The 13,490-nt window shown below is 71.8% G+C and carries 7 protein-coding genes; 3 read left to right on the top strand and 4 right to left on the bottom strand.

Annotation, left to right across the window (positions count from 1 at the left end; translation table 11 throughout):
- Positions 1–63: 63 nt before the first annotated feature.
- Positions 64–2,682 carry a hypothetical protein gene (locus ACFWEJ_RS19645; RefSeq protein WP_377230877.1) on the bottom strand — a complete coding sequence of 873 codons (2,619 nt, stop codon included), beginning with the start codon at positions 2,680–2,682 and terminating at the stop codon, positions 64–66.
- A gap of 265 nt (positions 2,683–2,947) precedes the next feature.
- Here ACFWEJ_RS19645 and ACFWEJ_RS19640 point away from each other — a divergent pair, with 265 nt between their 5' ends.
- Positions 2,948–4,177, top strand: coding sequence for an amidohydrolase (locus ACFWEJ_RS19640; RefSeq protein ID WP_377230879.1), 1,230 nt, complete (start codon positions 2,948–2,950; stop codon positions 4,175–4,177).
- A 31-nt stretch (positions 4,178–4,208) separates the two neighbouring features.
- Here the strand turns inward: ACFWEJ_RS19640 and ACFWEJ_RS19635 are convergent, their stop codons facing one another.
- Positions 4,209–5,024, bottom strand: a complete 816-nt coding sequence (locus ACFWEJ_RS19635) for a TIGR03619 family F420-dependent LLM class oxidoreductase (protein ID WP_377230876.1) — start codon at positions 5,022–5,024, stop codon at positions 4,209–4,211.
- Positions 5,025–5,096: 72 nt separating this feature from the next.
- On the opposite strand from ACFWEJ_RS19635, the gene ACFWEJ_RS19630 reads away from it, so the two are divergent.
- On the top strand, positions 5,097–5,567 hold the full coding sequence (locus ACFWEJ_RS19630) for a hypothetical protein (RefSeq protein ID WP_377230875.1): 471 nt from the start codon (positions 5,097–5,099) through the stop codon (positions 5,565–5,567).
- Positions 5,568–5,591: 24 nt separating this feature from the next.
- Here ACFWEJ_RS19630 and ACFWEJ_RS19625 read toward each other — a convergent pair whose 3' ends face one another.
- Together ACFWEJ_RS19625 and ACFWEJ_RS19620 are read right to left on the bottom strand one after the other, a co-directional pair.
- A complete protein-coding gene (locus ACFWEJ_RS19625; protein WP_377230874.1) occupies positions 5,592–5,888 on the bottom strand; it encodes a hypothetical protein in 297 nt (98 codons plus the stop codon).
- An 11-nt stretch (positions 5,889–5,899) separates the two neighbouring features.
- The gene (locus tag ACFWEJ_RS19620) at positions 5,900–12,145 is read right to left on the bottom strand and encodes a polymorphic toxin-type HINT domain-containing protein (protein WP_377230878.1); all 6,246 of its coding nucleotides are present in this window, start codon (positions 12,143–12,145) and stop codon (positions 5,900–5,902) included.
- A gap of 355 nt (positions 12,146–12,500) precedes the next feature.
- Between ACFWEJ_RS19620 and ACFWEJ_RS19615 the strand changes: the two genes are divergently transcribed.
- Entirely contained in the window at positions 12,501–13,346 is an 846-nt protein-coding gene (locus tag ACFWEJ_RS19615) for an SDR family NAD(P)-dependent oxidoreductase (protein ID WP_377230873.1), read from the top strand.
- The last annotated feature ends 144 nt before the right edge of the window (positions 13,347–13,490 follow it).

Below are 13,490 nucleotides of genomic sequence, written 5' to 3'. Positions count from 1 at the left end.
GACATCTGGGGATCGGCAGCTCGGGCTGCCGATCACCCGACGTCCTTCCGACCACTGGCCTTTCTACCGATCACCCGGTGTTCTGTCCGTCCCGGTGCTCTGGCGGACGGTCGCCGCCCGGCGGCGGGCCGTCCTGATCAGCGCCCAGCCGCAGGCCAGGAGGACGACCGTCAGGCCCAGCAGGGCGGTGACGTCGGCGCCGGTCGCGGCGAGTCCTCCGCCGGCGTTGCTCGCGCCGGTGCCGGAGCCGTCCGAGCCTCCTGTCCCGCCGCCCGAACCGTCACCCGGGCCGCCGCCCGGCGGTGGGCTCGGGGACGCGGTCGGTTCGGGCGTGGGTGTGGGCGTCGGGGTCGGTGTGGGCGTGGGGCCCGACGCCTCGTCGTCGTTCACGATCGTGCACGTCGTGCTGGTGCCCGCCGCCAGCGTCACGGTGCCGCCGTCGACCGCGACGGGCTCGTCCGCGCCGTCGACGCAGGTCCACCCGGTGCTCGTGTACCCGTCGGGGCCGGACTCGGACAGGACGTAGTCGCCCGGGTCCACCTCGACATCGGTCACGTCCACCGAGCCGCCCGGACCCGTGACGGGGGTCGGGCCGGCGGCGTCGAGCTCGAAGTCGGCCGGCTCCGCCGTCCCGTCGTCGTCGTTCACAACCGTCTTGACGAGCGTGAGGAACGTGGGGCACGTGACCGTGTTGGTCACGACGACCTCGCGGAACGGCAGGCCGGCGGTCGTCTCGTACGGCAGGGCGGCCGGATCGTCGAGCGGATCGCCGTCGACCGAGGTGACCTCGGCCGACCCGGCGGTGCATCCCGGCGGCAGGGCGGCCGCCTCGTCGACGGTGACGGCCTCGTCCACGTCGTAGCCCACGCGCGCCTCGCCCCACGGCTGCGCGGTGGCGGCGGCCCCGGCCGGGCCGGTCAGCGTCGCGTCGGCCGAGAAGCCCGCGGGCTGCTCGCCGTCGGCGTACGCCTCCCCGTCGATCACCCACTCCTTGTCCACGACGATGCCCGCCGACGGCCGGTTGTAGACGGTGCAGGAGACGAGCGCCGTCGCGGGCAGGTCGACGACGAAGCCCGGCCGCGCCGCGTCGTCGACGTTCGTGACGTCCACCGGGTCGCCCGTCGTCCGGTTGACGCACACCGCGTTCTGGCCACCCGGGGTGACCAGCTCGTAGCCGGGCTGCTGTGTCTCGGCCACGGTCACGTCGGAGGTCAGCGTGCCGGTGGGGTACTCCAGGTCGAAGTTCACGCCGCCGGTGCCGTCGTCGGCGGTGGTCGCGGTGGCCGGGTCCACGGTGACGCCAGGGGCCGCCGCGCTCGCGTCGAAGACCCAGCCCGCGCCCGCCGGGACGGAGCCGCTGACGTCGTCGCCCGTGTTCTGCGCGGGCACGATCTCCTTGAAGACGCTGACCGACCCCTGGCACTGCGACAGCGCGAGGTCCTGGAGCGCCGCCCCCGCCTCGGCGTAGTCGTCGGCGTCGAAGTAGTCCGCCTCCAGCACGTTCGTGCCGTCGAACAGGGTGGGCCCGGACAGCGCGCGCAGGTTGAGCTGCGTGACGTCGTCCACGCCGTCGCCCACGCCGAGGGCGACCAGCCGCGAGCCCTCGCCCTTGATCGCGTTGGCCGAGTAGATGCCGTTCTCGACGTCGCGGAAGTGCGTGGTGCCGCCGGTACCCAGGAGCGGGTCGGCGCTGAACCGGGTGGGGTTGCCGTCGGTGATCACCACGGCCAGCTCGTAGCTCGGCGCGGCGTCGGCGACCGCCCACAGCCCGCGGTCCCAGTTGGTGCCGCTGCCGGTTGTCCAGCCGGCGTAGGTGTCCTTGAAGTCGTCGGCGCCGGCCTGCGTCGCCACGTTCATCAGGTCCGGGAAGTTCGCGCCGACGCTGGTGCTCGGCGAGCTGCCGTCGAACGAGAACACGGCCATCCGCGACGGCGTACCCACCAGCGCGTCGGTGAAGGTGTTCGCCGCGCCCTTGAGCGCCACGAGCTCGCTCGAGCTCACCGAGGACGAGAGGTCGAGCACGAGCGCGACGTCCAGCCCGCACTGCTCGGGCAGGGGCGGGTTGGACCGGGACTGCTGCCAGACGCCCTCGGAGTCGGTCACGGGACGGCCGCTGCCGGCGGTCCCGAACATGAACTCGGACTCGGACGAGTACGTCGCGCCGCCCGCGAGCGCCGGCGTCTGGAAGACGTACGGGCTCTCGACCGAGCCCGAGCCGGAGCCGGGTCCCGTCCGCAGGGTGGGGTTGGTGAACCAGCCGGACGGCGCGTCGACCTGCCGCACCCACCACTGCGCGCCGGCGTTCGCGCCGCCGGTCGCGGTATCGGGCACCACGAAGCTGCAGTCGCCGTCGGCGTCGGAGGTGCACAGACCCCAGTCCGGGTCCACGGGGTCGGCCGCGTCCGCGGTGGCGAACAGGCCGAGCGTGACGCCGGCGAGCGGCGAGACGGTCCGCGTCCCGGTCCGGTCGGCGCCCACCGCGACGGTCACCACGGACTCGCCGGGGGCGGGCGCGGGGACGGCGGCGGGCACGGCGGCGGGCACGACGGCGGCGGGAGCGGGGGCCGCCGGTATCGGGGCCGCGGACACCGCGGCCGGGGCGACTGCGCCCGTGCCGCCGAGCGCGAGCAGCGCGGCAAGGGCGGTGGACCAGCCGGCGCGCGGCGTGACTCTGCCTCTCATGGAACCCTCTCCGCCCTGGCCACACGCCTGGGCCCGCTCCAGCCTCTCAGCCGCCCCGGGAGTTGTCGCGCGGTCGTTGGCGCCGCACTGCCCGGTCGCAGCGCGGATCCGGCACGGCGGTGCGAGGGTGGGGCGCATGACCGTTCCCCCTGCACAGCCGGACGCCCCACCGGAAGCACAGCCGGAAGCGCTGCCGGGCGCTCCGTCGAACTCCGTGCCCGCCGCCCGGCCCGACGTCGACGCCGTCCTCGCGCCGTTGCCGGCACTGCTGCCGGGCCTGCGCGAGATCTACGTGGACCTGCACGAGCACCCGGAGCTGTCGTACGAGGAGACCCGCACGGCGGCCCTGGTCGCCGAGCGCCTCGCGGCGGCCGGGTACGTGGTGCACGCCGGCGTCGGCGGGACCGGCGTCGCGGGCGTGCTGACCAACGGCGACGGCCCGTGCGTGCTGCTGCGCGCCGACATGGACGCCCTGCCGGTCACGGAGGACACCGGGCTGCCGTATGCCAGCACCGTCCGCACCACGACGGCGGAGGGCGTCGAGTCGGGCGTCATGCACGCGTGCGGGCACGACGTGCACGTCACCGCCCTGCTCGGCGCGGCCGACGTGCTGGCGCAGGGCCGGTCCGCGTGGTCGGGCACGCTGGTGGTCGTCTTCCAGCCGGCGGAGGAGCTCGGCACGGGCGCCCGCGCCATGGTCGACGACGGGCTGTACGACCTCGTGCCCCGCCCCGACATCGTGCTGGGGCAGCACGTGGCACCCGTCGCGGCGGGCCTGCTCGGGCTGCACGCCGGGCCGGCGTTCGCGGGCACCGACATCCTGGACATCCGGCTGATCGGCCGGGGCGGCCACGGCTCGCGGCCGGAGGCCACGGTGGACCCGGTCGTGATGGCGGCGTCCACGGTGCTGAAGCTGCAGACGATCGTCTCGCGCGAGGTCGCGGCCGGCGACGCCGCCGTCGTCACGGTGGGCCGCCTCCAGGCGGGCACCAAGGACAACATCATCCCGGACGAGGCCAGCCTCGGCGTGAACATCCGGTCGTTCGACGAGGCCGTGCGGACCCGCGTGCTGGGCGCGATCGACCGGATCGTGCACGCCGAGTCCGCCGCTGCCGGCGCGCCGCAGCCCCCGCGGATCACACCCGGCGAGTCGTTCCCGCCGCTGTACAACGACCCGGCCGAGACCGAGCGCACGCGCGCGGCCCTGGCCGCCCAGTTCGGCGCCGAGCGGGTCATCGACCCGGGCGCGGTGTCGGGCAGCGAGGACGTCAGCGTGCTCGCCACCGCCGTCGGCGTCCCGCTGGTCTACTGGCTGCTCGGCGGCTGGGACCCGGCCGCGTTCTTCGCGGCGGAGCAGGCGGGCACGACGGACCGGGACATCCCGTCCAACCACTCCCCCCGGTTCGCGCCCGTGCCGCACCCGACCCTGGAGACGGGCGTGACGGCGCTCGTCGTGGCGGCCCTGGACCGGCTGGAGGCGCCGCTCGGCGCGTAGCGGTCAGCGCTTAGCGGTCAGCGCGTATCCGTCAGCGAGTGGCCAGGGCGTCGACGAGTGCCGTCATCCGCTCCGCGGTGCCCTCGTGCTCCCCGAAGTGCACGGCGAGCTGGGCGGCCCCGGCCTCGCGGTAGGCGACGACGGCGTCGGCGACCTGCCCGACCGGCGTCCGCCCGTCCCAGCCGATCCGGAGGGCGGGCGCGACGGCGCGGCCGCCTGCCAGCTCGGCGAGCGCCGCGGCCCGCTCGGCGAACGCGGCCGGGCTCGCGGGCAGGCCCTGCCAGACGTCGCCGTACCGGGCCGCGCGCCGCAGCGCGGCGTCGCTGTTCCCGCCCACCATGATCGGCACGGGCCCGTCGGGCACCGGCTCGAACACGCCCTGCTCGTAGGAGAAGCGCCGCCCCTCGTACGGCGCCGGCCCACCCGTGAACAGGTGCCGCAGCAGGGCCAGCGAGTCGTCGGTGACGGCGCCGCGCCGGGAGTGGTCGGCGCCCACGGCGTCGAACTCCGGGACGTTCCAGCCCACACCGACGCCCAGGACCACGCGGCCGCCGGAGAGCTGGTGCAGGGTCGCGACCTGCTTGGCGAGCACGAACGGGTCGCGCAGCGGCACGACCAGCACGGACGTGCCGAACCGCAGGCGTTCCGTGACCGCGGTGAGGTGCCCGATGGTCACCAGCGGCTCGTACACGCCGCCGAACGTCGCCCCGTACGGCCCGGGCGGCAGCACGTGGTCGGGCAGCCAGGCAGTCGTGTACCCGAGCCCCTCCGCTCTCTGCGCCAGGTCGACCAGCGTCCGCGCCGGCATCGCCGGGGACTCGTCGGGCAGCACCACCTGCAGCTCCATGCCTGACGGAACCCGCCCGGGCCCGCTCCCATTCCCTTCCCCGCCGCGCGCCGGCATGGTTGGCTTCGGGCCGTGGAGATCATCGTGACCAGCGTCGTCGCCGTCCTCGGAACCCTGCTCGGCTCGCTCGCGACCCACTACTTCCAGCGCCGCAACCGCGCCGACGCGGAGCGCTTCGAACGCGGCGAACGCCTGCGCCAGGAACGGGTGAGCGCGTACACGACGTTCGGCGGCGCGCTGGTCAACCTGCGCCGGGCCCAGATCGACCGCTGGTTCGCCGAGCACCGGGAGCGCGCCGGCGACCCCGAAGCGCTCAGGTACGAGAGCTACCGGATGCGCACGAACGCGCTCGAAGCACTCTTCCGGGTCCAGCTGGTGACGGAGTCCAAGGAGCTCATCGACCTGGGCCAGCAGGCGATGGACGACATCGACCTGCTCACGTCCGACCTCCCGGCCGAGAAGCTCAACGACGCCCGCGACGCGGCCAAGGCGAGCATCTTCAGTTTCGTGGAGGCGGCCCGCAAGCACGTCGAGGTGGCGTAGCTCGCCCGCCGAAGAGGACTGGTACTAGTCTCCGACAAACCACAGATAGAGATGAGAGCCGCTCTCGACCTGTTGGCACAGTTCTTCGATCTCAGCCGCCGATTCGCGCCCGACAATCTGACGAACCAATGGATCGGAAACCTCTCGTCGCAGCCACGAAGCCTGCCGCGAGTTGAACATGGTGTCGGCGTATGGGAGTAGTCCAGCCAGAAACGGGAACTCACCCTCGTCTATCTCTTGGATCGTCGTCAACCAGTCCAGCCTGCAATCTCCTCGCCGAATGATCTCGCCGCTGCCTCTGCGTACCTGAACATTGATCATGCGTCGTCTCTTCAGTTCGGGTGAACACTCTCGACCACACCGCCTCGCACCCAGACCGCAACAGAGAACAAGTCGTTGCCATCTACGTCGTATCCGATCGCGTGGCGGCTCCTGATGGTGAGCACATGCCGATGCGCGGCGCCTGTGCCGAGGTTCATGTTGTCCATCGGCTTCCTCATCGCGAGCTTCGACCAGTTGCGAATGTGGCTCGGCGTGACCCAGTCCTGGAACTTGGACTTCTCCTCCCATCGCCACGCGTCCGCATGGTTTGCATCGTGCCTCGGAAGGATATGAGTATTCATCACATCGTCCGACACGGTCCCCGGACCGCAGTTGTGAACCAGGACCGCCGTGTCACCGGCCAGTACGTAATAGGTTCGATCTAGGTCAACTGTCAGGTTATGAACGACTGCAGGCTTGCGCTGAACCTGGACGTCAAAGACTTGCGCCCAGGTGCCCGAACTCGTCTTGAGCCACTGCCCGGAGCGCAGGTCTGCAGCCTCAACCCAGGCCCCCTTCTGTGGGTTCCAGAACGGGTGGCCGTCAGTTGCGACGATCTTGTGCTTGTCGCCATCATGATCCTGAACGGCGACGCTGACCAGAGTCTTCTCGCCGCTACCCGTAATGTGAGCAGTGACCAGCTGTCCGCCCGAGCGATCGCCGGTGTCCTCATCGCCTGCAAGCACCTCGTCGCCAGGCTCGATGTCCTCAATTGGCTTACGATTCCCGTTTGCAAGAAGAACCAAGGTGCCCGGCAAGAAACTGTTGGTGGTCTTGCAGCTCAACGGTTCGTCTGCCTTTGCCGAGTCGCCCTTACCGGTGGTGTCAGCCTTCTTCTTCGCGGCATCAGCACGTGCCTTGGCCTTCGCCTGAGCCGCGAGCTGTTTCACCTTCGCGTCCGCCGCAGCCTTCGCCTTGGCCGCCTTCGCGGCCGCCTCCCGGGCCGCCTTAGCAGCCGCCGCCTTCGCGGCTTCCGCAGCCTGTTTCGCCTTCTTGGCGCCAGACAGGATCGTCTGCGCCCACTTCAGCTCGCTGGAGAAGGTCAGCACGGCCTTGCCGGCCTTGTAGATGGCCTCGCCGATCTTCGCGGCCTTGAAGATCTTGCCCCAGGGCAGCGCGCCGACGACGAGCATCACGCACGCGCCGAGGTCGCCGTTCAGGCAGTTCATCAGGTCGTTGATCCCCAGGAACTCCATGAGGATCTGCCCGCCGGCCTCCAGGATGACGTCGAGCATCGACTTGCCCTGGAGCTGCTGGGCCTTGGCCACGTCCTCGGCGCTCGGCCCCTCGACCTCCGCGCCGGGGTCGTTCGGGTTGGACGTCGTGTCCGCGCCGGTCGGGCTCTCCGTGGTGCCGCCGCCCGTCGGGCCCTCGATCTCCCGCTCGCCCGTCGGGTCCGTGAACACCATCGGGTTGTTGCCCGCGTACGCGTACGGCGACGACCCGATCGGCTGCGCCCCCGCCGGGTCCATCGACGAGAACCGTCCCGTGCCCGGGTCGTAGTTCCGTGCCCGCATCGCGTAGTTGCCCTCGCCCGTGGTCGGGTCGAGGTACGCGCCGGCGAACCGCATCGGGTTCTTGATCGTGTCGCCGGGCTGGGCATCCGCCAGCGGCCCGACGCCGGTCAGCGTCGCGCCGTCAGCCGAGGCCCCGTCGCCCGAGGCATCGTCAGCCGAGCCGGCACCGTCCTCGCCGGAAGCACCCCCGGCCGCCTGGGCGACGGACCCCGCCAGCGTCGTCCCCTGCCGCGGGTTGCCGAACGGGTCGTAGTCGTACCCCTCCTCGACCTGCCCGTCGGCCGAGAGCATGTTCGCCACGCCGCCCAGCCAGTCGTGCGTGTAGACGTGCGCCCCGCCCTGCGTCTCCAGCAGCGCGAGCGGCTCGTCCGTGGGCCCGTACGCGAAGGCCTGCCGGCCCTGCACCACGCCGTTCACGTCCGTCAGGGTGTCGACGGCGATGTTCTCCAGCGACCCGTTGACGTCCCACGACCAGTGCCGCGTCTTCGCGCCCGCGCCCACCCCTGTGATCGCGTCCAGCCGCATGCGCGTCGCGTCGTAGGTGTAGTTGGTCCGCACCCCGCCCACGGTCGCGCGGGCCAGCGTGCTGTCCAGGTTGTACTCGAGCCGGTCGTCGCCGGCGCGCGTCTGGTTGCCCAGCAGGTCGTAGCCGTACTCCTTGCGCTCGACCTTCGGCCGGCCGTCGTCCTTGCCGAACGTGACCTCGCGCAGCAGCTGGCTCGCGTGGTCGTAGGTGTACCGCGTCAGGTCGTCGCCCGCCGAACCGGTCCGCTTCTGCTCGGTCCGGTTGCCCAGCAGGTCGTACTCGTACGAGATCCGGCCCGCGGCCTTGCTCTTGGGGTCGCACTCGTGCGCCGCGTAGCAGGCGTCCGTCACCCGGTTCGCGTCGTCGTAGGCGTAGGCGACCCCCTCGGTGACGCCGCCGCGCGTCGTCATGACCTTCGTCGGGTTGCCGACCTCGTCGAGCGTCAGGTCGAATGCGGACACCGGGTCCTGCACGCCGTCGACCGGGTCCCCGGTGCGCTCGGTCCCGATCGAGGTGAGCCGGCCGGCGTCGTCGTAGGCGCGTTCCTCGGTGAGGCCCGTACCCGCCGGCAGCGTCGTAGCCGTCCGGCGTCCGGCGATGTCGTAGGCGTACTCCCAGCGGGCGCTGGCCGCGCCCGCCGAGCCGCCGGCCGCCGTCGTGGAGGCGAGCCGCGAGTCGTCGTCGTACGTCGAGGTGATCTTCGTGCCGTCGGGGTAGGTGCGGTCGGTGATGTTGCCGCGCTGGTCGTACCCGTAGGTGAAGGTCTCGGCGGCCTGGTTCGCCTCCTCGCGGACCACCTTGGTGATCTGGTCCTCGTCGTCGTACGTCACCGTGCGCACGCCCAGCGGGTCGCCGTACGACGTCGTCCGGTCCTTCGCGTCGTAGCCGTACGTGTACCCGGGCCCGCCGGAGCCGACCTGCTGGCTGGTCAGACGGCTGCGCAGGTCGTACACCGACGTGATGGTGCGCTCCGCCCGCTCGGCGTCGCTCAGGTCGTCCAGGTCCTCGCGCCGGTCGGTCGTGATGGACGAGACGGCGTTCGACTCGGCGTCGTACCCCACGTGCGTGGTGCGGCCCAGCGGGTCGGTGGTGGCCTGGGGACGCCCGGCCTCGTCGTAGGTGACGTGCGTGCGCCCGCCCTGCGGGTCGCGCACACCGACCACGCGGCCGTCGTCGTCGTAGGCGAGCACGGTCGCGAACGCCTGCGAGAACAGCGGCAGCCGCGGCGCGTCCGGCTGGCGCACGTGGCTCACCTGGTCGTCGTCGCGGTAGGCCACGTAGGTGGTGCCGCCGCGCGCGTCGGTCACCTCGGTCGGGCGGCTGTTCTCGTCGTAGGTGGTCGACGTCGTGTTGCCGAGCGGGTCGATCTCGCGCACCCGGTTGCCCGCCATATCGTACTCGTAGCGGGTGGTGAAGCGCGCCTTGTCGGCGCCGTCGACGTTGCCGCGCGGCTCCGTGACCGACGCCAGCAGCCCGTCGTCCGTGTACGCGTACGTCGTGACGCCGCCGACCGGCGAGATCTCCTTGATCTTGTTGCCCGCCGCGTCGTACTCGGTGCGGGTCGTCTTGTCGCCGGCGTCGGTGCGCTTGGTCTGCCGGCCGTTCTTGTCGTACCCCATCGTGGTGGTACGGCCCTTGGTGTCCGTCACGGAGCTCACCTGGCCGGTGTTGCTCCGCTCGAAGCTGGAGGTCTTGTTCAGCTCGTTGATCGAGGCCGTCGTCCGGTCCAGGGCATCGACCTTGATGTCGCGGTCCACGTGCTCGCCGCCCGGGTACGGCATGCGCATCCGGACCGGGTTGTCGTTGGCGTCGTAGAAGTACTCCGTGGTGAAGTCCGCCCGGTTCGCGCCCGGCACGTTGCCGCGCGGCGAGGTGACGGTCTTGACCAGGCCCTTCGCGTCGTACGTGTACGACGTCGTCAGGTCGTCGCCCCGCATCCGCACGCCCTCGGACTTGCGCCGTCCCGCCGCCGTGTACTCGAACACGAGCACCCGGCCGCCCGCCTCGACCTTCGACTGGAGGCCGTTGTCGAGGTAGCTGTACGTGCTGACCACGCCCTCGGGCGAGATCTCGCGCGCGAGCCGGCCGACGTCGTCGTACACCGACCGCCAGCCGCGGGTCTTGCCCGGCTCGTCGACCTCGACCACGCGGTCCTGCTCGTCGTAGCGGGTCTCGGTCGTGTAGCGCCGCCGGTCGCGCGGGTCCGCGGTGCCGCGCGGGTCGGTCTGCGCCACCTGGCGCCCCGTCTTGTCGTAGAAAAGCTCGCTGCGCCGACCCTCCGGCGAGACGACGGCGGACAGCAGCCCCGCGTTCTCCTCGCCGTCCGGCCGGTACTCGTAGCGCGTGACCTTGTCCCGCTGGTCCGTCGTGGACGTGCGCAGGCCGCGGTCGTCGTACTCGTGCGTGATGTCGTTGCCCTCGGCGTCGACGCTGCGCACCAGCTCGTCGAACTCGTTGTACGTGTTCTTCCAGACGTTCCCGTTCGCGTCGGTGAACTCGATCGGGTTGTTCCGGTCGTCGTACTTGGTCTTCTCGTCGAAGCCCTGCGGCGCCACGGCCTGCGTGGGGTTGCCCTGCGCGTCGAACCGGACCACGTGCTGGTACTGGTTGCCGTTGACCACGAGGTTGCGGTCCAGCCGCGCGTTGTACCGGTGGTTGTCGGCGTCGCCGGTGCTGCGCTGGCTGTAGAGCAGCACGTTGCCGCGGTAGCCGTCGTACACGGAGACGTCGTCGGCGTCGGTGCTGCGCGCCTCCTGCTTGCCCGCGTCCCAGGCGAACGTCATCTCGGCGCCCACCCCGTCGCGCTGGGCGACGACGCGCCCGCCGGTGCCGTACTCGTTGTGCACCGCGACGACGTCGTGCGGGTCGACGACCTGGGCCAGCCGGCCCTCGGCGTCGTACCGGTACGCCCACACGTTCCCGCGGGCGTCCTTGACCTTGCTGAGCAGGCCGTCGGCGTACTCGAAGCGCACCTGACGGCGGTCGGGCAGCACCATCTTCTCGATCAGCCCGTCGGCGAGGTGCGCGACGGCGGTGCGACCCGACGCGTCGGTGATCCGGACCTCGTCGCGGTCCACGTCCCCGTCGTGGCCGTGGTCATCGACCTCGACGTAGGCCAGGCGCACGCCGTCGTCGCGCGGGCTGAGCACGGCCGAGAGCCGGCCCGCGGCGTCGAACTGGTACCGCACCTGGCCGGGGGTGACCAGCGCCCAGCCGTCGCCGTCCTTACGGAGGTTCGACCGCACGCCCGGCGGGCGCGTGTACCCGTCGCCGTCAGGGGTGTAGAGCGCCTCGGCGCCGTCCTCGGCGCGCACGATGACGCCGTCGTCCGTCTGCGTGACGCGCATGTCGTACGACCACGCCCAGCCCACGCCGAACGGCCCCTGGCGGTTGTTCGCCGACGAGTAGGTGCGGGCGCTGGCGAACGGGATGCCGAACGACGCCATCTGCAGGTCGCGCTCGACCCGCACGAACGCGCCGGTGCCCGTGTTGACGCCCACACCGCGCTTCGCCTGCCCGACGGCGGTGGGGGCCAGTGCGTTCCCGCACCCGCAGCCGGCCGCCTGGTCGTCGGGGATGGCCGGCGGCAGGATCGTCGCGCGCGGCCGGGAGTCGCCCGACGGGTCCGACACCACCTCGTCGCCGCCCGGCAGCACCGCCGCGACCGTCACGAAGTAGTTCTTGTCCTCGTCGAGCTCCCAGCCGTCCTGGGCGCCGAAGCTGCGGCAGAACTCCGCGCCGCCGCAGAACCGCGGGCCCTCCAGCTCCGCGCGGCTCAGCCGCACCGACTCCTGCTCGGTCTGGTCGTCCCCCTCGTACAGCCGCACGACGGCGGCGGCCCAGTCGGGGTCGACGTCGCCGCTGTCGAAGTACAGGACCAGCGAGGTGTCGCCGAGCAGGAAGCCCGGGCGCAGGTCGATCTCCGAGAAGCCCGCCGCGGCGGCGCTCGGGCGCACGCCCGTGGCTGTGCTCGTGGCGGTGCTCGTGGCTGTGCTCGTCGCGGTGGGTGTCGTCAGTGCTCGCCACGCCGTCGCCGTCACCTCGGCGGGCTCGCCGCCGGCCCGCACGGCCTCCGGCACCACCGGCGGTCGTTCGTCCTCGGCGTAGGCGGTGGACCGCCGCACCCCGTCCGGCATCGCCCGGTCGGCCGGGCCCTGCCCCGGCGAAGCGGCCTGCGGCTCCGCGGCCGCCTCGGCCTGCTGCTGCGGCGCCACGGCGATCAACAGCGACGCCGAAAAGCCGACGGCTACTGCCAGCGCCAACCAACGCCGGAGCAACCAGGTGCTGACAAGGTGGTGCGCACGTGCCTCGGACATCGCCAACCCCCGTGTTGGTGTGTTTCCTGAGGAGCCGGGCCGCTGGGCAGCAACCCGACATCGAGTGTGAACACGCTGAACATTTCCTACAACTGGTTTATCCGGCTTTTCGCATTCATATACATTTAGTCAGGGTGAAAAGCGCAGGTCAGAAGGCTATTCGCACCCGGAAAACTTGTTCGAGATCAGCGCCCGGGACGGCGCCCCGGCGCGGCAGTTCCGGCAGGCCGGCGTGCCGGCGCATGCTTTTCCCATGGACGAATCCGCCCGCAGGACCATCGTGATCACCGGTGCCAGCGACGGGATCGGCGCGGCGGCCGCGCGCCTGCTGTCCGAGGCCGGCCACCGCGTCGCCGTCGTCGGACGCTCGCCGGAGAAGACCGAACAGGTCGCCCGCCCGTTGGGCGCCGATCACTTCGTGGCGGACTTCGCCCGGCTCGCCGACGTGCGCCGGCTGGCCGCGGAGCTCGGCGCCGCCTACCCCCGGATCGACGTCCTGGCCAACAACGCGGGCGGCATCCTGGGCGACCGCACCAAGACCGAGGACGGCTTCGAGCCGACGCTCCAGGTCAACCACCTGGCGCCCTTCCTGCTCACGAACCTGCTGCTCGACACGCTCCTGGCGAGCCGCGCCGCCGTCGTCCAGACGTCGAGCGTGGGCGCGCGGGTGTTCGGCCACCTCGACCTGGACGACCTGGACCACGACCGGGACTTCACGCCCCACCTCGCCTACGGCACGGCCAAGCTCGAGAACATCCTGTTCACCGCCGAGCTGCACCGGCGGTTCCACGGGCAGGGCCTGTCGGCGGTCGCGTTCCACCCGGGCGGTGTCGCGACGAACTTCGCCGCCGAGAGCACCAGCTTCATGCGGCCCCTGTACCGGAGCCGGATCGGCAAGCTGGTCATGGCATCGCCCGAGCGGGGCGCCGCGCAGCTGGTCCGGTTCGCGCAGACCGAGCCTGGCGTCAACTGGCAGTCCGGCGCGTACTACGAGCGCGGCCGGGTCGCCCGCCGCACCCACCCGCAGGCCCAGGACGCCGACCTGGCGCGGCGGCTCTGGGACCGTTCGGCGGAGCTGGTCGGCGTCCCGGCCCGCTGACGCCGGCGTCCGGGTCCGCTGACGCCGGCGTCCCTTCGTCGTGACCCGGATGCGCCCGGCCGACCTCCCCTTTGAGGCCCGAGTTTCTCCTCTTTGGACTGCCCCAAAGAGGAGAAACCCGGGCCTCAAAGGGGAGTTGTGCAC

Origin of the sequence: Promicromonospora sp. NPDC060204, from assembly GCF_042728455.1 — a bacterium.
Classification (GTDB): Bacteria; Actinomycetota; Actinomycetes; order Actinomycetales; family Cellulomonadaceae; genus Promicromonospora.
Note: the sequence above shows the minus strand (reverse complement) of the source record. Positions and strands in the feature narration are given on the sequence as shown.